Here is a 24,239-nt window from a genome sequence, read left to right on the forward strand (position 1 = left end):
ACGTATTGCACTAGGACGAAAGTGGATTGGATGTATGTCCTTGTTCCAAAAAATTATATGAGCGGGAGCCTGTCCGCTGCTGTTCCCCCCTGCTTAGGCATCACCCTCTGAATAACACCGCACAACACACGAAGCCCTTCACACAACCCCTTCACATTCGTAACCGTAAAACAAATTCGCAGACTTGCCGTATCCGTCTCACCTACATAACAAGCAGATCCCGGCAGAAAAGAAACGCCTGCAGCCAGTGACTGACGGTGCAGTTCCCGCATATCCAGTCCATCTGGCAGCTGAAGCCACAGGTTTAACCCACCTTCAGGCAGGACCCAGTACATACCGGGTACACGGTATTCCTCCAGAACATCGGATGCTGCCTGTAGTCTGGCGTACAGCTCTTTGCGTAATCGAACGATATAGGAGCTATACTGATGCTGAATGAAGGATTGAAGTGCCTTTTGTGTAAGTAAAGGACTGCCCAGATCTGCCGTGGATTTGGCTGCGACCAAACGGGTCAGCACACTCCCTTCAGCAATGGCACAGGCTACGCGGCAACCGGGAGACAGCACCTTGCTGAAGCTTTTGATATAAACGACATGGCCTGTAGTATCCATCGATTTAATGGACGCAGGAGGAGAATCACGGAAATACAGATCGGCGAATGGATCATCCTCCAAAATGAGACAGTGATAGCTCTGTGCCAGATTCAATAGTTGTGCCCGTCTTCTGGCGCTCATCGTTACACCTGTTGGATTGTGGTATGTAGGGATGGTATAAATCAACTTTGGCGGGTACGTGTCGCACAGACGTGTCAACAGATCAATACGCATGCCTTCACCGTCCATTGGCACGGTAATGATTTTGGCTCCTCTGCTCGTAAATACATCAATTGCACCCGTGTATGTAGGAGCCTCCATGTAGACCACATCTCCAGGCCCAACGAAGGTACGGGCAACCAAGTCGATTCCCTGCTGTGTCCCACTTGTAATTAGCATTCGCTCTGGGGCGACTTGCAGACCCCTTTCGGCAAAATGGCCTGCAAAGGTCTGGCGGAGTTCCCGGTCCCCCTGAAAAGAGCCGTACGCTGCCATGCGTTCAGGGTGGTCGGAGGACAACCGGTAGGCACTATTAATAATTTCAGTCGTTGGCAGCAGCTCAGGCTGGATGGCTGACATATGCAATTCATACTGCACCTGAGGAGAAGCATCAAAATGCCGCCAAAGCTGCGCACGCGGCAAATAATCCACAAGTGCCATCTGCCAGTTCCACGGCGTATTATTATCGTGATTTCGCTCGGCTTGCTGGTTTTTATCCATCCCCTCCGTTTGCTCTATCTCCTGGGCCCCTCGTACATAGCATCCTTTCCCCTGTGAGCAGGTTATCAGTTGAATAGCCTCCAGTTCGGCATATGCCTTAGACACGGTAACGAGACTTACTCCCAGGTCCGCGGTCATTTTACGTACAGATGGCAGACGTGTTCCAGGCTCAATCAAACCTGAACGGATCCGATCTGCGAGTGTAAGCGCGATCTGAATATACAATTTGGTACTGCTTCCCCGTTTCAATTCAATGTGCATCTGCCCGCTCCCCCAACTGTTATCATCCACATTTTACTGTTATATCGCATTCCGGCTATTATAGTTTATAATATCAGTATAACAGTGAATAACAGGAGATGAGAACACGATGAGTATCCCTTGGTCCAAAATGGCTTTAAACACCCCGTCCTCTGTCGTTCGCGACATGCTTCAGGCTGCACAGGCGCCTGGAATGATATCCCTTGCCGGAGGTTTGCCAGCACAGTCATCATTCCCGGTTGAAGCTATACGTGACGCGTATCAACAGGTGTTTATGAGCGGTGCAGCTGCCCTTCAATATGCAGAAACGGAAGGCTACAGACCGCTGCGCGCCAAAATTGCCGAGCGTCTGGAATCCAAGGGCATTCCCGCTTCCCCCGATCATATGCTCCTGACTACAGGATCACAGCAATCCATAGATCTGGTCTGCCGTATTCTGCTTGATCCAGGTGACCGCGTACTGGTTGAATCACCAACCTACCTGGCTGCTCTTCAAGTTATCCATTCCTATCAGGCTGAATCCCATGGGGTAGCCTGCGATGAAGAAGGCATGCTCCCTGAATCCCTTGAAGAACAGTTAAAACAGCATCAGCCGAAACTGGTGTACATTAATCCAACGTTCTCCAACCCTTCAGGCAAAGTATGGAGCCGCTCCAGAAGACAGCAGGCCGTTGACCTGTGTCGCAAATACGGAGTGCTCATTCTGGAAGACGATCCATATGGCGAAATCCGTTTCAATCCGGAACAACTGGATGCACCTTCGCTTGTCGAACTGGATGCAGCGTCTTACGATGGACCATCCAACGTCATCTATACAAGCACATTCTCCAAAACCGTTGCTCCAGGACTTCGTACCGGTTGGATTCTTGCTTCTGCAGATATTGTTAAGATCGCTGCACGAGCGAAACAGGGAGCAGATCTGCATTCCAGCAGCATCGACCAGCGAGCTCTTCATGCCTTACTCGAAACGTTTGATCTTGATGGACATATTCGCAGCATTTCCAAGGACTACGCCAAACGAATGAATACCATGACTTCCCTTATGAAAGAGAAGGCTTGGGAAGGAATCTCTTGGAATTCTCCGCAAGGCGGCATGTTCCTGTGGCTCGAACTGCCTGAAGCGATGGCAGCCAGCAATTTGTTTACTTACGGTATTCAGGAAAAAGTATGTATTGTACCTGGTGATTCCTTCTATGCCGGAACTCCTGAACTGAACCGGATGCGTATCAACTTCACGCATACAGACCCTGAGCAGCTTCCTGAAGCCGTTGAGCGTATGGACCGAGCTATTCAGCGCTGGCATGCTGCTGTACAATCCGATACGGCGGTTACACTGTAATAAACTGTCATTAACTGTACTATGACTAGTATCCAGTCAGAACTTAATACGTAAAAAAATAAGGCGGCAGATCCGAGGATATCGGGTTCTGTCGCCTTATTGATGTTTGTTTTAATTTTTAGAAGAGAAGTACAATTAAAGGTAAGTAAATCGTTCAATACATGTTGTTGCAGTTTGGAAAGCTTACCGTAAGCCGGGTTCTGTGCTCTTCGTGGTTCAAACGGGAACTACCCTCCCACCACAAGCGACAATCATCTATCTAGGCCATACATTGCTGCACAGCTCAAGCGACCAACCTAGACACACCTCGGGCTAAGGCTGCCTCCTCCGAAGAGTCGGCTGTGTCCCATTAGGTCTTGCTCCAGATGGGGTTTACCAGGAACGAAGTCACCAGCGTTCCTCGGGGTCTCTTACACCTCGGTTCCATCCTTGCCTGTACCGGAAAATCCGGCCATCGGCGGTCCATTTCTGTGGCACTATCCTTCAACTCGCGCTGACTGGACGTTATCCAGCATCCTGCCCTGTGGAGCCCGGACTTTCCTCTCGTGGCAACAAGGCCACCAGCGATTGTCTGTCAAGCTTTCCGAACAACATTACATAGTATACAGGCATTTGAGTTTACAAACAAGCTTAATATTACTGGAAACGGATGATCCCACTTAACTACATAAACTGGAATACTTCCGTATTGACCTCCGAAGCCGTCACTTGGGTCTCATAACGCTTGTCTGTCAATCGCAAACGCAGCCAGTCCGCTGTTTTGGACTTCATGATCTTCTCGGCATTATGACCCGCATCTATGATGCACATGCCAGCCATCAGCGCATCATGAGCGGTATGATAATCAATATCTCCCGTTACGATGACATCGGCCCCTTTGAAACGAGCTGTCAGCGTATAACGGCTTCCCGAACCGCCAAGGACTGCCGCTTTTTTGATCTGCCGGTTCAGATCCCCTACGACACGAACGTATGGCACGTTTAATTGGGCCTTCACGACCTCTACCAGTTCACCCAGTGTCTTTGGTTCCTTGAGGGGTCCAAGACGCCCCAGACCGAGTGTACGGCCTTTTAAATCCATGGCATACAGGTCATAGGCCACTTCTTCATAAGGGTGAGCCTTCAGCATGGCCTGTACCACTTTGCTCCGCAGGCTCTGCGGTACAATGGTCTCAATACGCATCTCTTCCACTCGCTCCAGCTGGCCCTGTGTACCAATAAAAGGCTGTGTCCCTTCTCCTGGTACAAAGGTTCCTGTTCCTTCGGTATTGAAGCTGCATTTGCTGTATTGGCCGATACTTCCGGCTCCAGCTTCCAGAATGGCCTGAAGCACCTGTTCATGATGCGTGCGCGGGACGAATACAGCCAGCTTGTACAGATGGTCTGTATGTACATCTTCCAGCGACTCTTTGCTCTCAATGCCGATCGCTTCAGCCATCCAATCATTCATGCCGCCTTCGGCCACGTCCAGATTGGTGTGACTGATATATACGGCAATATCATGCTTAATCAGCTTCTCATACAATTTACCCATCGGTGTATCCGTATTGAATGATTTTACCGGCCGGAAAATAATAGCATGGTGAGCAATAATGAGATTGGCACCGATTCGAATAGCTTCCTCTACAACTTCATCAGTCACATCAAGAGCAATAAGAACGTGATTTATCTCTTTTTGCAGACTGCCCAGCTGCAGTCCGATCCGGTCATCGGGTACAGCCAGATGTTTGGGAGCCAGCTGCTCCATCAATTGAATTACAGTTTGACCTTTGGCAAACATTCGAGTACCTCCTTCAGGTTTGCAATCAGACGTTCCACCTCGGCAGCCTTTTCACGCGAAGAGTCCTGGTCCGATTTTGAGATGGACTGCACAACACCCTTCAGCTTAACGATCTCACTTTCCCATTTTGCAAAGAATACGTCTGTGGGTCTGTCCACCAGATATGGACCCATACGCAGCAATAGATCTTGCGTCAGAACGACTCCGCCTTCAAGCGGGCGGGCGAGGTACACTTCCTCATTCGCAATTGGACTGGTTGCCTGCGGCATGGCTGTAATAATCTCATAGATCTTGCCATCTTCCTCAAGCAATCGTTCTGCCACAACCACCCATTGATGATCCAGCAGCCAGCGTCTGAGGATATCCTCACCCACATTAGGTTGAAGGATAAGCATCTTCACTTCTTCCAGTTTGGATAGGCCGCGGTCCAGTATGGAAGCAATTAATGCTCCACCCATTCCCGCAATCGTAATGACATCTACCTCGCCTGCAGAGACGACTTCCAGTCCGTCTCCACGACGAACGGTAATTTTTTCCTGCAGCCCTGCATCACTTACCTGTTTGCGCGCGGCCTCGTAGGGTCCCGGGTTAACTTCTCCTGCCACAGCACTTGCAGCCTTCCCACTGCGAACGGCAGCTACCGGCAGCAATGCATGATCAGAGCCTATATCGGCTAGACGGCTGCCCTCGGGAATTTGATCATGTATTTGTTGTAATCGATTCGAAAGTTTCATGAAGCACCTGCACATTCATTTAATTTATTGATTTGCATTGGACAACGAAAAGCGATAAAATGAAATCCAATCAAACATTTCAAGGATTAATTACCAAAACCAAGCAATTAAGACATTGGATTTAAAAATAAAGGAGACCTCGCCGCCGCCTAAGCGGCTTGCGAAAAGTCTCCCGTGGTTCTGTTATTCGAGGAAATCCTTAAGCCGTTTGCTGCGGCTTGGGTGGCGCAGTTTACGAAGAGCCTTAGCTTCGATCTGACGAATACGCTCACGCGTAACTCCAAAGACCTTGCCCACTTCTTCCAGCGTTCTCGTCCGTCCATCGTCCAGACCAAAACGAAGGCGAAGTACATTCTCTTCACGCTCTGTCAACGTATCCAGTACGTCTTCAAGCTGTTCTTTCAGCAATTCATAGGCAGCAGCATCTGCTGGAGCCAGAGCTTCCTGATCCTCGATAAAATCGCCCAGATGGGAGTCATCCTCTTCACCGATCGGTGTTTCGAGGGAAACCGGTTCCTGTGCAATCTTCGTGATCTCACGCACTTTCTCCACGCTCAGATCCATTTCAGCTGCAATTTCTTCTGGCGTTGGTTCGCGTCCAAGTTCTTGCAACAACTGACGGGATACCCGAATCAGTTTATTTATCGTTTCGACCATGTGCACCGGAATACGAATGGTACGCGCCTGATCGGCTATCGCACGTGTGATGGCTTGACGAATCCACCAAGTCGCATACGTACTGAACTTATACCCTTTTTTGTGGTCAAACTTCTCTACGGCCTTGATCAGACCCATGTTTCCTTCCTGAATCAGGTCAAGGAACAGCATGCCGCGTCCCACATATCGCTTGGCGATACTGACAACGAGCCGAAGGTTGGCTTCAGCCAGTCGGCGCTTCGCTTCTTCATCCCCGTTTTCAATCCGTTTGGCCAGTTCCACTTCATCATCCGCAGACAACAATGGTACACGACCAATTTCCTTCAGATACATCCGGACAGGGTCATTGATTTTGATACCTGGAGGCAAGCTCAGATCATCATCAAAGTGGAACTCATCGTCTCCCTCTCTGTTGTTGTTATCTGAGTCATCACTAGGGCGAAGCGTAACCTCTTCATCATTCTCGTTTACCACGTCGATACCCAGGTCACTTAATTGTTCGTAGAACTCATCCATTTGCTCAGCATCCTGCTCAAACGGGGAGAGTTTCTCAATAATTTCCTTGTAGTTCAATGAAGCTCTTTTTTTGCCTGATTCAATCAGTTGATCCTTAACCTGATCCAGCGTCAATTCTGTTTCTAGTTCAGTATGCTGATCATTCGCCATAACTCGACTCCCTCCTCCCTAGAAACATCCAACACACGGACATTTACTGTCTCTCTAGGGCAATCATTTCAATTGCGATTTGTGCCGCGCGTACAAAATCACCTGCACGCTCTGCAGCAATCATTTCTTCCTTTTTTAGATCGTACTCTTTTTTGCGCGGATATTTCAGCACTTCCCTGATACAATCATCGAGTATCTGAACGTTCCATTCACCCGGGCCATCCATCATTGAGATCGAGCTGACGGTTTTCTCCAATCGATCATCATGCAATGAGGACATAAAACGGCTTGTATCCGGCGATTTGCCTTGCGCATAATAGGCATATAGATAAGCAGCAATAGCTGCATGATCATCCAAGTTAAAAGCTTCACCAAGATGCTCATTCACATACTGTGCAGCCTCGTCATCCTGAAGCATCCAAGCAAGCAATTTGCGCTCAGCAGCATGGTAAGCCGGCAACAGATTGGGTGTAGGCACCTGCCTATTTTGTTGCCTACCATTATTCCACCTTTTCGGGTTATTATCCCCATACTGCTCGTTATTTTTCATGGACTGGCGCTCTTCATTACACTCCTGCTTCAGTGTCTCAAATGACACATCCACTTCAGCAGCCAGTTCACGCAAATACACTTCGCGTTCTGTAGGGGAAGATAATGGCGCGATTAGCTTTACCGCTTCCTTGGAATAGGCGATCAGACCGCCGCCTTCTAGCAGTATATGGTTTTTTTTAAGGTTTATAAGCTTAAATTTTGTTGTGGTCACAGCACCGTCTACAATCTGGTTGCGAAACCGTTCACCACCGTACTTCCGAATAAAATCATCCGGATCAAGTCCTTCGGGTATAAGAGCCACCTTAACCTGCAGCCCAGCCTCTTCCAGAATGGGGAAGTTCTTAAGTGCAGCGGCCTGCCCTGCTCGGTCACCGTCATAACAGATAATGACCTCGTCGCACATGCCCTTGAGCATAAGTGCCTGATTCTCGGTCAGCGCTGTACCCATGGCCGCTACTCCGTTCTGGATCTCTTGATCCCAGGCGGAGATCACGTCGCCGTAACCTTCAAACAAAATAGCTTGTCTTTGTTTTCGAATTGCATTTTTGGCCTGATGCAGATTGTAGAGAACTCGGCTTTTGTTAAATAACCGGGTTTCCGGTGAATTTAGGTACTTCGGCTGCCCGTCTCCCAAAATGCGGCCTGCAAATGCAATCGGTTTGCCGCTTCTGCCATTAATCGGGAACATCACCCTGTCTCGGAAGCGGTCCACATAGCCCTGACCTTCACTCCGCTGCGACAGAAGACCGCCCTTTTCCATCTCTTCAAGAGGAAAGTTGCGTTTCTCCAGAAATTGCACCAACGTGTCCCAACGATTCGGCGCATAACCAATCTGGAACTGGTCAATCAGCTTGTCGCTAAAGCCCCGCGAGCGTAAATACTCCATGGCTGCTTTTCCATGCTCTGTATTTTTCAATAAGAAATGATACAGCTTTGCAGTTAGCTCATACGCCTCCAGCAGACGTTCGGTCTCCGGATTTACATGAGCGGATTCACGCCCTTGCCAGTCCCCCATGGAGATGTGACTTTCTTCCGCCATCGTCTTGACAGCCTCGGGAAAGGATAACCCTTCGATTTCCATCCTGAATTTGATGGCATTTCCACCCGTGCCGCAACCGTAGCAGTAGAAAATTTGTTTCTCTGGTGTAACTGTAAACGAAGGCGTCTTCTCGGAATGAAAAGGGCAGAGGCCTTTCATGTACTTCCCCTGCTTGGTCAGATGCACAAATCGGCTCACCGTATCGACAATATCATGCTGCTGTAACACCGATTCAATAATGCTTTCGGGTATACCGCCTTGTCCGGTACTCATCTCTGGCCACCTTCATCTCTTTCAGCACGTAAATATAATTCGCTAAACTTACACATTCTCCTGCAAATCTTTCAAAAGTTTTGTCAGTTTATGTTGAAAAATTTCCCGATCCTGCTCTGTGAAAGGCTTTGGACCCTTCCCATAATGCCCTCTTTTCCGTGCTTTGGCAGCAGTATGCCGGGAATCGAGCATAAAATCAATGTCACGATCATTAAATTCGCGACCACGAAATGATAAAACATAACAACGTTTGCCAAGCGCGAGTGCTGCCAGTCCATAATCCTGTGTAATGACGATATCACAGGGCTTGATATGATTGGCGATGTACAGATCCGCGCTCTGATCACTGCGGTCCACCTGCACGGTACGCACCCCTTCTCCTCCCTGAAGCAAATGATCAAAGGAAGATACTAACAATACGGGGATATCAAAACGGCGGGCCGTTTCTGCAATCTCGGCTTTCACCGGACAAGCATCTCCGTCCACAACAATCTGGCGTACATTCAACTCACTCAACCTCAGGATCACCCGGCTTCATAAAATAGCTGCATATTGTTATATACGACTTCCGTCAGCGAAATTCCTTCTGACCAGTCAAGGTAAATCAAAGGCTAAAATACGGAACGGCTGTTAAAAATAAAATTTCACAACCCGTTCCGTATATTTATACCCTCATATATCCTTCTTTAATACTGAATTTGAAGCGTATGCTCTAACCCGTCCGTGCCGGGATATTATACTAACACCAATTTGGAGAAATCGGCAAATCCTTTCAAGTCACGATCGATAGCTGCGAGCAGAGCCAAGCGATTAGCACGGACTGCTTCATCTTCGGCCATAACCATTACGGAATCGAAGAATGCTGTTATGGCTTCCTTCCAAGCGGATGCAATCGCCAGCGCTTCCGCTGCATCGTGCTGCGACAAAGCTTTGCGATATTCCTCATTGGTTCTGTTCCAAGCTTCATGCAGCTGCTTCTCACCTTCTTCGGTAAACAGTTCAGGATGAACAGAAGCATTCGACGCTTTGGCAGCCAGATTACCCACCCGGTTGAAAGATTCCACTGTTGTTTTGAATGCATCACCGGTTTGAACAGCGGCCATCAAAGCCTCGCCTTTTGGAACAATGGCACTAATATCATCGAATCCGGCAGAGATCACGGCATCAACAACATCATAACGAACAGTCTCGGACAACAGTTTTTTCACACGAAGACCGAAGAAGTCCTGCAAATCTTTACGAACCTCTTCATCTGCACGTTTCAAAAGGTTCATCTGAGCGTGTACCTGAAGCGCAACCCCGAACACATCGGAGAGCGTCAGTGGAAGCTGATGATCCAGCAAGATTTGTACAATACCCGCGGCCTGACGACGAAGTGCATATGGATCCTGGGATCCTGTCGGGATGATATTGATGGAGAAACAGCCCACGATGGTATCCATTTTATCTGCAGCACTTACTATCGCACCTACGAGTGAAGCAGGAGATTGGTCTCCGGCAAAGCGCGGCTGATAGTGTTCAAATACCGCTTTGGCCACTTCTTCCTTCTCGCCTGCCTTGCGAGCGTAATCCTCACCCATAACTCCTTGCAATTCAGGGAACTCACCAACCATCAGCGTAACCAGGTCAAACTTGCAGATATCTGCAGAGCGGCTCACCGATTCGGCAACGTCAGCAGAAACCTGCAGTTTGGATGCGAGTCCGTCCGCAATCTTGCGAATACGGCGCACCTTGTCACCAACGGTACCCAGCTCCTCCTGAAAGACAATGCTCTCCAGTTTGGACAGTGCGTCCTTAATCTCGAGCTTCTGGTCTTCTTCGTAGAAGAACTTGGCGTCGGACAGACGGGCACGCAGTACTTTTTCGTTACCTTTAGCGATGACATCAAGTGAATCACTGCCTCCGTTACGAACGGTTACAAAGTAAGGCAGCAATTGTCCTGCACTATCCAGTACAGGGAAGTAACGCTGATGCTCACGCATCGAAGTAATCAATACTTCCTGAGGGATATTAAGGAATGAAGGATCGAATGTTCCGAACAATACGGTTGGCGTTTCCACCAAAAACAGTACTTCCTCCAGCAAATCTTCCTTGATGGCTATATCCCAATTTTTCTCAGCAGCCAGTGCCTGAATCTGGGAAACAATCATTTGCTCCCGTTCCTTGATATCTGCAATAACATGTTCGGATCGCAGCAATTCGACGTATGAAGCAGGGTTAGTAATCACGGTCTCCTTACCAAGGAAACGATGTCCCCGAGTTACATTCCCGGATTTCACACCTGCAACTTCAATATCAATAACCTCACTACCAAGCAGAGCGACAATCCAGCGAATCGGGCGGACAAATTTAAAATCATATGAAGCCCAGCGCATGAATTTAGGGAATGTCATGGCGTGCAAAATCGACAGCAATCCTTCACCAATTACAGATGAAGTCTCTACACCTTTGCTGCTCTTGGTTGCATAGATATACTCGACTCCGCTGAGTTCCTTAAACGTAAACTGATCCGGATCAACACCTTGACTCCGTGCAAATCCGAGTGCTGCTTTGCTCCAGTTGCCGCTCTCGTCAAGTGCGATTTTACGGGAAGGGCCTTTCACTTCTTCTTCTACATCCTCTTGTTTCTCGGCAACATTCTGAATCATGACAGCCAAGCGACGTGGTGTAGCATAAGCGTTTACCTCACCATGTGTTATGCGGGATGCATCCAGCCATTTCACGATACGTTCCTGCAGCTGTTCTATCGCCGCGCGCAAGAAACGTGCAGGTACTTCTTCCAGACCAATTTCAAACAACAGATCCTTAGACATGCTCGGCTCCCCCTTTCTTGATCAGCGGGAAGCCAAGCTTCTCGCGCTCTTCCACATATGTTGCTGCCACTTGGCGTGCCAGATTACGGACCCGCGTAATGTAACCGGTACGTTCTGTAACACTGATTGCTCCACGAGCATCCAGCAGGTTAAACGTATGGGAACATTTCAGCACATAGTCATATGCCGGGAATACCAGATTCTGTGCCATAGCCTTATTCGCTTCTTCTTCATGCATGTTGAAGAGGGTAAACAGCATCTTCACATCGGATACTTCAAACGTATATTTGGAGTGTTCAAACTCAGGCTGCAGGAATACATCACCATAGGTGATTCCCTCTACCCATTCCAGATCAAACACATTTTCTTTTTCCTGAATGTAAGAAGCAAGGCGCTCCATACCATACGTAATTTCAACAGCTACCGGGTTCGTCTCAATTCCACCGACTTGCTGGAAGTATGTAAACTGTGTGATTTCCATACCATCGAGCCAGACTTCCCAGCCGAGACCTGCGCAGCCCAGAGAAGGATTCTCCCAGTTGTCTTCAACAAAACGAATATCATGTTTAAGTGGATCAATGCCCAAACGTTTGAGACTTTCCAGGTAAATTTCCTGAATATTGTCTGGTGAAGGCTTGATAATGACTTGGAATTGATGGTGCTGATACAGACGGTTCGGGTTTTCTCCATAACGTCCATCGGAAGGACGACGGGAAGGCTCAACATAAGCTACTTTCCAAGGTTCTGGTCCAAGTGAACGCAAAAAGGTCATCGGGTTCATGGTACCTGCCCCTTTTTCCGTATCATATGGCTGGACAATAATACAGTTGTGCTCGGCCCAGAATTGTTGCAGCGTGAGAATCATCTGCTGAAAATTCATAATCATGCTCCTTTTCAATGGGTTTATTGGCAAGCTTAGAATACTTCCGATCGCACAAGCGTCGATCGAAGCCAGGCTTACAACGGACAAACCGCGTTTTGCGAGAGTTTCCCGGAATCTATCCACCAGCTTTGACGGAAAATAATTCCACAATCAAAAAAAGCCCTCGCCCTACGCCTGTTGTCCAGACGTAGGGACGAGAGCTACTCCCGCGGTTCCACCCTACTTGGCTTGTGTACAAAACAGGATAACCTGTTCACGCAAGCCCACTTTTCCGTGTCCATTCATGCTCCCGAGTGCCATTTCACAGACCCATTCATCCCGGCTTGCACCATCCCAGGCTCGCTCAATTATCGTAGTCAAGACCATCAGGCCTATCTACGAGAATAATAAATCAGGTCTCCTACTCTCTCGTTCAATGCATGTCTCCAAAAAGAGAAATTATAGTCCATATTAAATAAAAAAGAGTGCAAAGTCAAGTGAATCTTGTCATCCCCAGAAAACACACCTTAAATCCCGTATTTCTCCATCTGATCGAGAAATGAACGGGATTTTAAATTGAGACCCAGCTGGTGATCCATGAAGGCTCTCATGATCTTCTTCATTTCATCTCTAGTGGCCTCACTAACGGATATATTACCCAGTCGCTGCAAATCCAGCTGTGCAAATAACCGCAGTAACCTCAGAGCTTTCGGACTTACGGATAACGCGGGTGGATCAAAGTGTTTACAGGCTCTGCACAGCACACCACCGAGCCTTGGACTTACAAACAACTGTTCATCCGGCCGTTCCTGGCCGCATGAAATGCATTCATCAAGCGACGGGCCGTAGCCCGCCGATTGTAATATTTTCATCTCATAGAGACTGGTAATGATGCTGGGGTCCTTCTCTTCCTTTAACGCCTGAAGACAAGCCTTAAGCTGCTTGAACCAGAAAGCACCTGTTTCCTCATCCTGCAGGACCCGATCCAGCAGTTCACATGCATAGGATGCATAGGCTGCTTTAACCAAATCTTCCCGCAGCTCATGATATGACTCCATGATTTCGCCCGCATTCAGTGTTCCCAGGCCCGTGTTACGGAAATATACGTATTGACCGTACGTAAACGGCTGCACCAGCGCAGCATGTCGGCTTTTGGGCTTTTTGGCACCACGGACGAGTACGCCTACTTTTCCACCACTTTCGGTGCAAAGCGTAATAATTTTGTTTCCCTCGCCGTAGTCCATGCTGCGGATGACAATCCCTTCCACCCTGTATAGCATGCCTCGTCACCTAACCATTCCCGAATCAGCCAATTAACCTTCGGCTTCTTCATCTTCTATCACTTCCCCTGCAGTATCAGACTCCTGTCCTGTTGACGCGCATGACTCGGTATACAACAAATAGGACTCCACATCCCCCGTCATTGCAAAAACCTTCCACGAAAAATCTCGCATCAGAATTTCATCCTCTCTTCGGAAATGACGTCTGCATCTACCAGTTAGGATGGAGTCTTGCAAGGTAAACTATGTGTTGCAATTAATGGATACTTGCTCGATTAAACGTCACGGTGGAAGCCGAGATCACGCAGAACGCGATCCTGATTTCTCCAATCCTTTTTCACCTTAACCCACAGATCCATAAAGATTTTCGAACCCAAAAGGTTTTGAATATCCGTACGCGCACGTTTGCCCACTTCTTTTAACAAGGCTCCCTGTTTACCGATAATAATCCCTTTTTGAGAGTCACGCTCTACAAAAATAACGGCTGAAATGTATACTACCCCGTTGTCCTGAACCTTCATATCCTCGATGGTTACAGCAATGGAGTGAGGAACCTCTTCCCGGGTCATTTGCAGAATCTTCTCCCGAATCAGCTCCGCACAAACGAACTGTTCCGGGTGGTCTGTAACCTGATCTTCCGGGTAGTATTGTGGTCCTTCCGGCAAATACTTGCCGATCTGATCGAGCAGAGTACTTACATTGCTGCCGAGCTTGGCAGAGACCGGTACGATTTCTGCGAAGTCGTGCAGCTTGCGATACTCCTCAATCAGCGGCAGCAGCGCTTCCGGTTCGATTTTATCAATTTTGTTCATCACCAAAATGACAGGAGTCCGTACATTTTTCAGTTGTTCGGCGATATAACGGTCACCACCGCCCATTCCTTCGGAAGCGTCAATCAGGAACAGAGCTGCTTCCACTTCCCCGAGTGTATTCAAGGCAGTCTGGTTCATATAATCACCCAGCTTGGATTGCCGTTTATGAATACCCGGTGTATCCAAAAAGACAACTTGCTTGTCTTCGGATGTGTAAACGCCATGTATTTTATTACGAGTGGTTTGCGGCTTGTCCGACATAATGGCTATTTTTTGGCCAATAACCTGGTTCATCAAAGTCGATTTACCAACGTTAGGACGTCCAACAATAGCTACAAAACCTGATTTAAATGCTTTTTTCTTCATATGTTCCTCCTCAGGCGCCTAGGCCTGGAATAGTTTATTTTTTGGCAAAATCCAAATCAGACGGACCAAAAGCCCAAGGCAGCAGCTCGGCAACCGTCGTTTCCTGCAGGTCACCATTCAAGTTGCCCATGATGACTTTCATATCCGGCTCACACAGCTCAACCAGTACCTGGCGACACACGCCACATGGCGCGATTGGACCTTCCGTATCTCCTACAACGGCAATGGCCTTGAAACTACGAGGCTGCTGCCCCCCTGCGATCGCACTGAAGAGTGCTGTTCGCTCCGCGCAGTTGCTTGGTGTATAGGCAGCATTCTCAATATTGCATCCATGATGCACATTGCCTTCGCTATCGAGCAGAGCTGCTCCTACGCCAAAATGGGAATAAGGTGTGTACGCTTTGGCACGTGCCTTAATGGCTTCTTGCATGAGCTGTTGATTATCCATAATCCAAATCTCTCCCTCAGGTTATCACTAAAATAAACTTCTTGTTATAACGGGCTTATCAGAAACCAAGCCAATGTAAAACCGGTTTGAAGAACACCATACATCCGATGACTACAGCGAACACCGCCGCCAGCAAAACTGCGCCAGCCGCGGTGTCTTTCGCCGCTTTTGCAAGCGGATGAATATGCGGATGTGCCAGATCTACCGCTGCCTCTACAGCCGTATTCATTAATTCGGTTACCAGCACCAGAAAGATGGCTGTCAGCACAAACATCCAGTCTGTCCTCGAAATCCCGAAGATAAATCCTGCCGAACACATGATGACGGCTACTCCCGAATGAACCCTTACATTTCGCTGTGTCCGAAAACCGTATACGATTCCTTCTGCCGCATTGCGGAACACCAGACTCCAGGAGCGCCTTTTCATTATCGTGTCAACCCGGCCTGGGCGAGTACAGCTTCCTGTTTGCCCATCATTTCGGCTTCGCTTGCTTCGTCCTGATGATCATATCCGAGCAGGTGCAGGAACCCGTGCACAAACAGGAAACCAAGCTCACGTTCAAATGAATGTCCGTATTCTTCACTTTGCAGGATCGTACGAGGAACGGAGATAATGATGTCACCGAGTACATCTGGCATCTCCTCCATCTCTTCATCCTCATCCAGTTCGTAGATGATGTCCAGTTCCTCATCCATGGTTTCATTCATGGCAAATGACAGCACATCTGTCGGACGATCGATTCCGCGGTAATCGCGGTTCAGCTCGTGAATCTGAGCATCATCCACAAATGTGAGAGCAACCTCTCCATCGGCCACGCCTTCAGCTTCTCCTGCCAGGTTCAGCAATTGCTCCAGCATTGCAACCATCTGTTCTGTAATTTCTTTATCCTGTTGATCATTATTCCATGCCAGGTTAAGACTCATTCTTTCATAACTCCTGTCTGCTCATATTCGTAAGTCAACCTGCTTCAGGTGAGGTCGGCTTCGGTTTTTTGATCTCTTCCGGGTATTCAATCCGGGAGTGGAAGATTCCCATTACCGTCTCTTTCAAGGTCTTTGCAACGATATCCAATTCACGCATGGTGAGATCACAATCGTTAAACTGATGATCATCGAGACGTCCCTTGATAATCTTCTCAATCATGGATTCCACTTGTTCCACAGTCGGTTTGCGCAGGGACCGCACTGCTGCTTCAACGCTGTCCGCTATCCCCACGATAGCCGATTCCTTGGATTGGGCTTTTGGACCTGGATAACGGAAATCTTCTTCTGTAAAGTCAGGCTCCACTCCCGCTTCCTCGGCTTGACGCAGCGCTTTGTGATAGAAGTAATGGAGGAAGGTTGTCCCGTGATGCTGCTCCGCGATATCCCGGATCGGTTTCGGGAGCTTATAATCCTTCTGCATCTCCACACCATCCCGTGCGTGCGCAACGATAATTGATTTGCTCAATTTGGGATCGATGGAATCATGCGGGTTCTCCATATTGTTCTGATTTTCGATGAAATATATCGGTCTCTTGGTCTTGCCAATATCATGGTAATACGAACCTACTCGGCAAAGCAGACCATTCGCTCCTATCGCCTCGGCCGCAGCTTCTGACAGATTTCCTACCATAACACTGTGATGATACGTGCCCGGTGTTTCCGTCAGCAGTTTGCGCAATAACGGGTGGTTCGGGTTGGACAGCTCCACCAGTTTCAGTGCGGATAGTATACCAAACGATGTTTCAAAAAATGGCATAAGCCCAATGACGAGAATCGCTGTTAGTACACCACCTGCAAAAGCAAATCCAATGCCGTACAGCGTTGTTGTACGGTTCCAATCCCCCGTATCAATCAGCGACAGTGTAAAGACGGCAATGGAACCAAACAGGCAGACCATGATGGCACCCTTCAAGATGGTGGATCGCTGGCTTGCCCGGTATGTCGCGAAGATCGCAACAAAAGACACCAGTACCGCAAAGAAGCCAAGCTCAAAATCAAAAATCTGACCTTGATGCGTATTCAGGATGATGCTTGACAACATGCCAATGATGATCGAGCAAACGAAAGCAAGCGATGTATCCAGCAATAAGGCAATTAACATCGCCCCCACTGCAACGGGCGCAAGAAAGCCGACATATGACTTGTCTGCTGTCTGGATGAATGCCGTTACATGCATCAGCACAATCGTAATAATGAAAATGAGTACAAGCATCAGCAGCTGTGCATTATTATATTTGAAATGCGTTCCGCTGAACTGCTGAATATACATCAGGATTGCTGCCGACAGCAGACAAGACAGCATGAGAAGACCCAACTGCGGCCAGTAGTTTACTTCATTTTTCAACAAATCATTTTCATCAAGAAGCGCGTACATTTCGGGGGTTATCATTTCGCCCTTGGCAACCAGTGTATCACCTTGCTTGATATAGACTGTCTGTGTATTTTCACGAGCCTGTACCTTGGCTTCCTTGGTCCCCTCTTCATCATAGAAACGGTTGGACGTTACTACAAGGCGGGCGAGCTCCTGAACAACCTCACGCTGCGTACGCTTGCTAAGGGAACTTACACTTACCATTTCGGCAACTTTTGCCCTTGCAGTCGTAGCATCACTGATCTGATCCGTCATCAATCTGGACACGATATCCCGTCCAACGGACTTCATCTCCTGGATATCCTCCGAGGTCAAGCGAGATATCTTGATATAGGTTTCTTCCGGAATTCGGTAGCTTTGCTCCTGCACTACGTTTCTGATCTCTTCCAAAAGAGTTTCGGAATATGTACCCGCTTTCCGATTGTTATTGATAAAGTTGGACACAAAATCCTTTTGCCGCTGCGGAATCTCATCACGATAGATATCAATCTTGTCCTGACTGGAAATCTGGTCATCCTGATTCAGACGGTCAATTCGATCCAGCAGGGTGGTCATCAAATTTTCGTTTCGCAGCTGCACAATTTGATAGATCGGCTGTACACGCTCAGCAGCTTCTTCCTGAGCTTTCAGCGTTGCCTTCGTGTTTGGAATCTGCATGGGCGCAGCAATATCCACTTCGCTTCGTGTGCCTTCCTGAATGTCGTACCGCTCGGGAAGCAGCTTGGAGGCCAGACTGAAGTAGAAGAGAATCACCAGAAACAAAAACAGAAGATAGCGTGCCCACACGCTATACTTCCATCCTGTGGTTCTATTCTGAAAAGATTTGCCTTTTGACAGTTCCTTCGAGGTCACTTTAGACAATCCCTTCTATTCTTGATTTTCTGCGGCGTGGTTGTATGCAACGATAATTTTTTGGACGAGGGAATGCCGTACAACATCTTGCTCGGCAAAATAGACAAATCCAATTTCTTCAACTTCACTGAGTATCGTTTTTGCTTCCACCAGTCCAGACTTTTTGCCGCGAGGTAAATCAATTTGCGTTACGTCTCCGGTAATGACCATTTTGGAGCCAAAACCAAGACGGGTCAAAAACATCTTCATTTGTTCAGGCGTCGTATTCTGAGCTTCGTCCAAAATGATGAACGAGTCATCGAGTGTACGCCCCCTCATATATGCCAGTGGAGCAATTTCGATCAAACCGCGCTCCAGTGCCTTGGCCGTTTGCTCTTGTCCCATTACGTCATACAAGGCGTCATACAATGGCCGTAGATAAGGGTCAACCTTTTCCTGCAGGTCTCCAGGCAAAAAGCCCAGGCTCTCGCCCGCTTCGACAGCAGGCCGGGTAAGCACGATACGCTTGACGCTGCCTTCCTTGAGAGCTGCAACCGCCAGGACAACGGCCAGATAGGTTTTACCCGTACCGGCTGGACCAATGCCGAATACAACATCACGTTTCTTAATTGTCGTTACATAGTGCTTCTGTCCAATGGTTTTAACACGAATCGGTTTGCCCCGGTAAGTCGTCGTAATTTCTCCCTTGAACAGATCAAGCAGCTGGTCTGCACGCAGATCCTTGGCCAGTTCAATAGCATAGCTGACGTCTCGTTCGGTTAGCACATACCCGTTTCGTACCAATTGCAGTAACACATCGAATAATTGTTCAAGCGATTCCACATTCTTTGTATTGCCGTGAATCACAATCTCCGCTTCGCGTGAAGCGATCTGGGCGGGAATCTCGGATTCAATCAGTTTCAGAAAAATATCTTGGGGTCCAAAAAGAGATTGACCCTCTCCCGCACTCTGGAGGGAGATTCGTATGCTGCGTGTTTGTTCTGACAAATAGCCTCATTCTCCTTGACTATGGACTAACGGAAGTTCTTCCGCAATGCTTTCTTCCACTTCAAATAATACTTTCATATAAACTTTACCATTCTCTTTCTTCTCATGCAAAATTTTTTCACTTAAAATTTTCGTTCCTTTGCCATTTTTGGCGATAATATCGTTTCTGGCTCCCTCCAGCCCTTTCGTTCTGGCCCACTCCACCGTCTTTTGTTCCTCCTGCTGAGTGGTCTCCATATCGGTCTCCGTCAGCCATCCCATCGGAAGCGTGAAGGATCGCCACGTCAGCGGCTTATGATCACTCGCCGTATTGAAGGAACTGAAAGGCGTCTTTCCATATCCCCAGAGCTGAACAGCCCAATCCCCAAGCACAACATAAAAACGTTCCTTACTCTCTCCTGTCATGGTGTTATACTTCTGCACAAGAGGTACTTCCACCTCATATTCACGCCATACGAGTCCACGAACCTCACCTTTGGCCACAACATTCTCTGTATTCTCTTCATCACCCAAAATACCCGATATTAATACCTGACCTTTCTTAACACGTGTATCCTTCTGTACGACAGGACGCCCCTGTTCCGCATATATCTGAGTCACGACTGCATCCGATTTGCTCACCAAGTGCCTTGGATTCAGCAGCGGTTCACGCTGAGGCTGTGCAGATTCTACAACCTGAATGGTAATGGTTGTCCCCTCTTTGCTCACACCAATCCAGGTTACGTCGGGAAGTGCCAAAGCCAGCTGTCTGGAAAGCTTGTCCTGACTCTGGAGTCTGAACCCCCACTGGAAAGGATATATCCCTTCTTTTTTGGCTGCAGCAAGCACCACATCAGTCGGGATTTTCACATTCCCCTTCACCTCAACATTCCAGACCATCGAAGATAATGCAAACATGGCAATCACGAAAAGCACCATGCCCCCAAGGAAGAACTTCCTTTTCATTAATCTGGCCATAAAAAAAGGAATCCCGCTGCGGTGCGTCACCTTCACCCTGCAGCCTGTCCGCTTCAACAAAGGACGCAGCCTAAAAAAATGCGGCAGCAGAATATTCATCTCTGCCTTGCGTCCATCATGGGCACGCAGGTTCCACACTTCCAGTCCCTGCTCTGCCACCATGTTGATCAGCGCTTCGATGTCTCCCCCAGTGACCGTTATTCGGACTGCACCTCGCAGTTTGTACAGACTGGGCTGTTTCATCCGTTTCCCTCCGCTCCATTCATATGTATATCCAGAATTGTTCCTTCCACCGCCACTTCATCCGGCAAAATATTACGAATCATCAGATCAACGCCTTTAATCTCGAGCTGACCCTGGGTCAAAGCCAGAACAATGCGATTCGGCGTAAAATGGATCACACCGCGATGATTTTCGATATATAATTGCTTGCTGCCGATCAGGGTTAACCGTGGCATATCATAAAGCACGTCCTGCGGCAAATCCAGCACCTCACTGGTCCATCTGCGCAGCTTGCGGCTGATCCGGGTCATACGAAGGTCTTCCCCCTTCCTCTACAGTTCAACTTATGCGAAGAAACATGATTTTATGAAAACTACAGCTTCTGTTAGATCATTAATTCTTTAAAAAGGAGAACAACACAAAAAAGCCGTCTCTGGACATATTGCTCACCAGAGACGACTCTTTATTTTTATGATAGGGATTGCATCCTACAACTTACCTCTAGTTCCAAAAGGCTGTTTGGAACGCGGAGCCCCCAGAACTTCTGCCCATAAAACACCGGTACGGATTTCTTCTGGACGAAGTCGGGATGTTCCGGTTTCACCCGATGCACTCTCATCCCAACTCGTGTTAGATACAGTCGGTGTGTCCGCAGAAGAGATCCGATTCAACCTCTCCTGAATCAGACGCTGCTGCTGCTCCATTTCTTTCATTTGCTGTTCCAGGGAACTTTCCATCCCCATTGAGCTTTGACTTCCAAAATCGTCCTCTCGACGAGCTGATGCCGCAGGCTCCGAATACGGCTGATCATATCGATCATCGTATGAATCGTCCTCATACCGGTCATCGTCATACGACTCATCGTAACGGGTATCACCAGCAGATTGCTGGGTAGCTGATTGTGACGGGGATCGCTCCCTGCGATCCTGCTCGCCGCTTCCCCCGAACGTAGGCATCCCGTTTCCCGGACGTTTTTTGTTCGGGTCGGCTGATTTGGCAGCTTTTCCTAGAAAGGAGAAGAGTGCGAAACCAATAACCGCCACAATGTACAGATTATCAAATATCCATTCAAATAGGCCCATATGCACTCACCGCCTATCTTCCGTTTTTGGAGTCACCCTGATCGTTGTTTGAATTGTCACCAGGTTTTCCCAATGTGTTGCGCATTTGAGTGTCAGCCTCAATATTTTTCAGGTTCATGTAGTCCATAACCCCGATTTTACCGCTACGAAGCGCTTCGGACATCGCCAAAGGCACTTGGGATTCGGATTCAACCACCCGGGCTCTCATTTCAACTACGCGCGCTTTCATCTCTTGCTCTTGGGCTACGGCCATTGCACGACGTTCTTCCGCTTTTGCCTGAGCGATTCGTTTGTCGGCTTCTGCCTGTTCAGTTTGCAAGAAGGCACCAATGTTTTTACCTACATCCACATCCGCGATATCAATGGACAGAATTTCAAAAGCTGTACCTGCATCTAGACCCTTGGACAATACGGTACGGGAGATCAGATCCGGATTTTCCAGGACGTCTTTGTGAGAATTGGAGGAACCGTTCGTACTTACGATACCCTCACCAACACGGGCGATAATCGTTTCTTCACCAGCACCACCCACGAGGCGATCAATGTTCGCACGAACTGTAACCCGTGCTCTAACTTTAACTTCAATACCATCTTTTGCTACCGCAGATACAATTGGCGTTTCAATAACACGCGGGTTAACACTCATCTGTACGGCTTGCAATACATCACGACCAGCAAGGTCGATTGCTGCAGCACGTTCGAATTCGAGCGGAATGTTGGCACGCTGTGCGGCGATCAAAGCGTTGACTACACGGTCTACATTACCACCGGCAAGGAAGTGACTCTCCAGCTGGTTAATGGTTAATCCAAGTCCTGCCTTGGTTGCTTTGATCAAAGGATTGACGATACGACTTGGCGTTACACGTCTCAATCTCATGGCTACCAGCGTAATAATTCCGATACGTACACCGGATGCAATGGCCGAGATCCAGAGCATGACCGGGAAAAAGCTGAAGAATACGCTCAATACGATAATGGCTACTACCGCAACGAGCAAAACCGTAATCAAGGTTGGTTCCATAGTCAAAATTCCTCCATTTGCGCTATAATTTTGTAAAAATACATTTTAACAGACCTAGCAACATTATGCTGCATATTTTGAATCAGACCACTCGGCAGGCAGCACTGCCGTAATGGTTATGTACTTTGCCGAAGCTCGAAGAAGCTCCGGCAACACAGCGGCTTACACCGGCAAGGCTTGTTGAACTACAATCCGGGTACCTTCCGCCTTAACCACAATAATCGGTGTGTCAATAGGAATAAAATCTCCGTCCGTCACAACGTCAATCCGCTCACCATCAAACATCGCAGTTCCGGATGGGCGAAGAGGCGTCAGGCTAATGCCTTGCAGCCCTATAAGCTCCTTGCGTTCTGTAGCCGAAGAATATCCACGATCAGAAGACAAGCTGTCGCTCAGAATGAATCGATTCCATATTCCCCTGTCCTTAAAGAGAATCACCACGATAGCTATGACTACCAGCGCTGCCCCGAAGGCTATACCCAGCGAAACAAAAGCATCACTTGTATCGTAAGCAGCACGCACAACACCGGCAACAAGTGCAATGGATCCTAATATGCCCAGGATACCAAAGCTTGGAATGAACATCTCCAAAATCATCATGATGAGTCCAACCGTAAACAGCACCCATGTCTCTGCTCCTGCAAATCCAGCAATGTAGTTCCCTGAGAAATAAAGGACAAAACACACGATCCCTACAATACCAGGCACTCCGAATCCAGGCACAATCAGTTCAATGATTACACCTGCAATTCCCAGGAACAAAAGTATAGTCATCACCACAGGATTCGTCAGAAAAGAAGATATATTTTCTGCTGCAGTTCTCTCCACAGTAAATACATCGTCCTGACCATAACCCAGCCATGCTGCTGCCTCTTCCGGGGTTGAGCTGATGTGGTCCGCATATCCCACTTTCAGCGCCTCCTCGGCTGATAAGGCAATAATTTCTCCCTTTTGCTTCGTTTTGTTAATCTCCGGCATTTCCACAACCATGTTGACATCTGTCATTCCGGCTGCAATATTGCCATCACGGCCGCCTTGTTCCGCTGCTCCCTGCATTTTGCTCTTCCAGAATGCAACCAGCTTCGGATCATCGACATGCTTACCCGTACTGTCCACCATCGCTGCCGCACCAATCATGCTGCCTGGCGACATTACGATCTTATCTGCATTCAAGGCCAGAAAACTTCCAGCCGAAGCAGCATCTCCGCGGACAAAAGCAACGGTCTGAACAGGGCTTTCCTTAATCAGGGTACCCAGCTCTTCCGCCGTATCGACCCGTCCTCCCGGTGTATTGATATCGAGAACAATCAGGCCAGCATTCATTGATTCAGCTTCCTTGAAGCCGCGCTCCATAAACTTGCCTAACCCCTGCTCGATTGGTTTATCAACCGGAATAATATATACGGCGCCGCTCTTTTCAGCTGCATGTGCAGACGGCAATCCAACCCACAGAGGAAGCAGCAGCGTCAGCAGCATCATGAGCAACAATGGCCCCGCAAGCCTCTTCCGGCGCTTTCCCTTCACAATAATCCCCCCTTTTCCATTATTGTTATACTGTCCAGCTTATG

General features: G+C 48.3%; 23 protein-coding genes and 1 other RNA gene. 1 reads left to right on the forward strand and 23 read right to left on the reverse strand.

What is annotated here, in order from left to right; all coding sequences use genetic code 11:
- Nucleotides 1-53: 53 nt before the first annotated feature.
- Nucleotides 54-1,574, reverse strand: a complete 1,521-nt coding sequence (locus tag F4V51_RS20730; protein WP_153979447.1) for a MocR-like pyridoxine biosynthesis transcription factor PdxR — start codon at nucleotides 1,572-1,574, stop codon at nucleotides 54-56.
- Nucleotides 1,575-1,683: 109 nt separating this feature from the next.
- Here F4V51_RS20730 and F4V51_RS20735 point away from each other — a divergent pair, with 109 nt between their 5' ends.
- Nucleotides 1,684-2,913, forward strand: a complete 1,230-nt coding sequence (locus F4V51_RS20735) for an aminotransferase-like domain-containing protein (RefSeq protein WP_153979448.1) — start codon at nucleotides 1,684-1,686, stop codon at nucleotides 2,911-2,913.
- Between the two features lie 174 nt (nucleotides 2,914-3,087).
- Here the strand turns inward: F4V51_RS20735 and rnpB are convergent.
- The 22 genes from rnpB to F4V51_RS20845 all read right to left on the reverse strand — a co-directional run bounded on the left by rnpB (nucleotide 3,088) and on the right by F4V51_RS20845 (nucleotide 24,150).
- Nucleotides 3,088-3,496: RNase P RNA component class A (gene rnpB, locus F4V51_RS20740), an RNA gene on the reverse strand.
- An 80-nt stretch (nucleotides 3,497-3,576) separates the two neighbouring features.
- Nucleotides 3,577-4,692: a Nif3-like dinuclear metal center hexameric protein gene (locus tag F4V51_RS20745; protein ID WP_153979449.1), complete on the reverse strand. Its 1,116-nt coding sequence runs from the start codon at nucleotides 4,690-4,692 to the stop codon at nucleotides 3,577-3,579.
- A complete protein-coding gene (locus F4V51_RS20750; RefSeq protein WP_153979450.1) occupies nucleotides 4,668-5,426 on the reverse strand; it encodes a tRNA (adenine(22)-N(1))-methyltransferase in 759 nt (252 codons plus the stop codon). The genes F4V51_RS20745 and F4V51_RS20750 overlap by 25 nt, the downstream gene beginning before the upstream one ends.
- Nucleotides 5,427-5,609: 183 nt before the next feature.
- Nucleotides 5,610-6,749: an RNA polymerase sigma factor RpoD gene (rpoD, locus tag F4V51_RS20755; protein WP_153979451.1), complete on the reverse strand. Its 1,140-nt coding sequence runs from the start codon at nucleotides 6,747-6,749 to the stop codon at nucleotides 5,610-5,612.
- Nucleotides 6,750-6,792: 43 nt separating this feature from the next.
- The gene (gene dnaG / locus F4V51_RS20760) at nucleotides 6,793-8,613 is read right to left on the reverse strand and encodes a DNA primase (RefSeq protein ID WP_095289907.1); all 1,821 of its coding nucleotides are present in this window, start codon (nucleotides 8,611-8,613) and stop codon (nucleotides 6,793-6,795) included.
- A gap of 48 nt (nucleotides 8,614-8,661) precedes the next feature.
- Nucleotides 8,662-9,129, reverse strand: a complete 468-nt coding sequence (locus F4V51_RS20765; RefSeq protein ID WP_371859954.1) for a YaiI/YqxD family protein — start codon at nucleotides 9,127-9,129, stop codon at nucleotides 8,662-8,664.
- Nucleotides 9,130-9,347: 218 nt separating this feature from the next.
- On the reverse strand, nucleotides 9,348-11,426 hold the full coding sequence (gene glyS / locus F4V51_RS20770) for a glycine--tRNA ligase subunit beta (RefSeq protein WP_153979452.1): 2,079 nt from the start codon (nucleotides 11,424-11,426) through the stop codon (nucleotides 9,348-9,350).
- Nucleotides 11,419-12,306 carry a glycine--tRNA ligase subunit alpha gene (gene glyQ, locus F4V51_RS20775; protein ID WP_095289904.1) on the reverse strand — a complete coding sequence of 296 codons (888 nt, stop codon included), beginning with the start codon at nucleotides 12,304-12,306 and terminating at the stop codon, nucleotides 11,419-11,421. Before glyQ ends, glyS begins: the two co-directional genes overlap by 8 nt.
- 222 nt (nucleotides 12,307-12,528) lie before the next feature.
- On the reverse strand, nucleotides 12,529-12,669 hold the full coding sequence (locus F4V51_RS20780) for a hypothetical protein (protein ID WP_153979453.1): 141 nt from the start codon (nucleotides 12,667-12,669) through the stop codon (nucleotides 12,529-12,531).
- Nucleotides 12,670-12,815: 146 nt separating this feature from the next.
- Complete coding sequence (gene recO / locus F4V51_RS20785; protein WP_153979454.1) at nucleotides 12,816-13,568, reverse strand: DNA repair protein RecO; 753 nt, start codon at nucleotides 13,566-13,568, stop codon at nucleotides 12,816-12,818.
- Nucleotides 13,569-13,601: 33 nt separating this feature from the next.
- Nucleotides 13,602-13,742: a YqzL family protein gene (locus F4V51_RS20790; protein ID WP_095289899.1), complete on the reverse strand. Its 141-nt coding sequence runs from the start codon at nucleotides 13,740-13,742 to the stop codon at nucleotides 13,602-13,604.
- Between the two features lie 101 nt (nucleotides 13,743-13,843).
- On the reverse strand, nucleotides 13,844-14,746 hold the full coding sequence (gene era, locus F4V51_RS20795; protein ID WP_095289897.1) for a GTPase Era: 903 nt from the start codon (nucleotides 14,744-14,746) through the stop codon (nucleotides 13,844-13,846).
- Between the two features lie 34 nt (nucleotides 14,747-14,780).
- Nucleotides 14,781-15,194 carry a cytidine deaminase gene (locus F4V51_RS20800; RefSeq protein WP_153979455.1) on the reverse strand — a complete coding sequence of 138 codons (414 nt, stop codon included), beginning with the start codon at nucleotides 15,192-15,194 and terminating at the stop codon, nucleotides 14,781-14,783.
- Between the two features lie 58 nt (nucleotides 15,195-15,252).
- Nucleotides 15,253-15,621 (reverse strand): diacylglycerol kinase family protein, encoded by a 369-nt coding sequence (locus F4V51_RS20805; RefSeq protein ID WP_095289893.1) that lies wholly within the window; start codon nucleotides 15,619-15,621, stop codon nucleotides 15,253-15,255.
- Entirely contained in the window at nucleotides 15,621-16,118 is a 498-nt protein-coding gene (ybeY, locus tag F4V51_RS20810) for an rRNA maturation RNase YbeY (protein WP_153979456.1), read from the reverse strand. Before ybeY ends, F4V51_RS20805 begins: the two co-directional genes overlap by 1 nt.
- Before the next feature lie 34 nt (nucleotides 16,119-16,152).
- The gene (locus F4V51_RS20815; protein WP_153979457.1) at nucleotides 16,153-18,402 is read right to left on the reverse strand and encodes an HD family phosphohydrolase; all 2,250 of its coding nucleotides are present in this window, start codon (nucleotides 18,400-18,402) and stop codon (nucleotides 16,153-16,155) included.
- 15 nt (nucleotides 18,403-18,417) lie between these two features.
- A complete protein-coding gene (locus F4V51_RS20820) occupies nucleotides 18,418-19,389 on the reverse strand; it encodes a PhoH family protein (RefSeq protein WP_095289887.1) in 972 nt (323 codons plus the stop codon).
- A 6-nt stretch (nucleotides 19,390-19,395) separates the two neighbouring features.
- Entirely contained in the window at nucleotides 19,396-20,589 is a 1,194-nt protein-coding gene (yqfD, locus tag F4V51_RS20825) for a sporulation protein YqfD (protein WP_153979458.1), read from the reverse strand.
- The gene (yqfC, locus tag F4V51_RS20830; RefSeq protein WP_095289883.1) at nucleotides 20,586-20,879 is read right to left on the reverse strand and encodes a sporulation protein YqfC; all 294 of its coding nucleotides are present in this window, start codon (nucleotides 20,877-20,879) and stop codon (nucleotides 20,586-20,588) included. Before yqfC ends, yqfD begins: the two co-directional genes overlap by 4 nt.
- 177 nt (nucleotides 20,880-21,056) lie before the next feature.
- Nucleotides 21,057-21,650: a hypothetical protein gene (locus F4V51_RS20835; protein WP_153979459.1), complete on the reverse strand. Its 594-nt coding sequence runs from the start codon at nucleotides 21,648-21,650 to the stop codon at nucleotides 21,057-21,059.
- Nucleotides 21,651-21,663: 13 nt separating this feature from the next.
- Nucleotides 21,664-22,671 (reverse strand): flotillin-like protein FloA, encoded by a 1,008-nt coding sequence (gene floA, locus F4V51_RS20840; RefSeq protein WP_153979460.1) that lies wholly within the window; start codon nucleotides 22,669-22,671, stop codon nucleotides 21,664-21,666.
- Nucleotides 22,672-22,833: 162 nt separating this feature from the next.
- Nucleotides 22,834-24,150 (reverse strand): NfeD family protein, encoded by a 1,317-nt coding sequence (locus tag F4V51_RS20845; protein ID WP_153980795.1) that lies wholly within the window; start codon nucleotides 24,148-24,150, stop codon nucleotides 22,834-22,836.
- Between the last annotated feature and the right edge of the window lie 89 nt (nucleotides 24,151-24,239).

This window comes from Paenibacillus xylanilyticus (assembly GCF_009664365.1).
In the GTDB taxonomy this organism is placed as follows: domain Bacteria; phylum Bacillota; class Bacilli; order Paenibacillales; family Paenibacillaceae; genus Paenibacillus; species Paenibacillus xylanilyticus_A.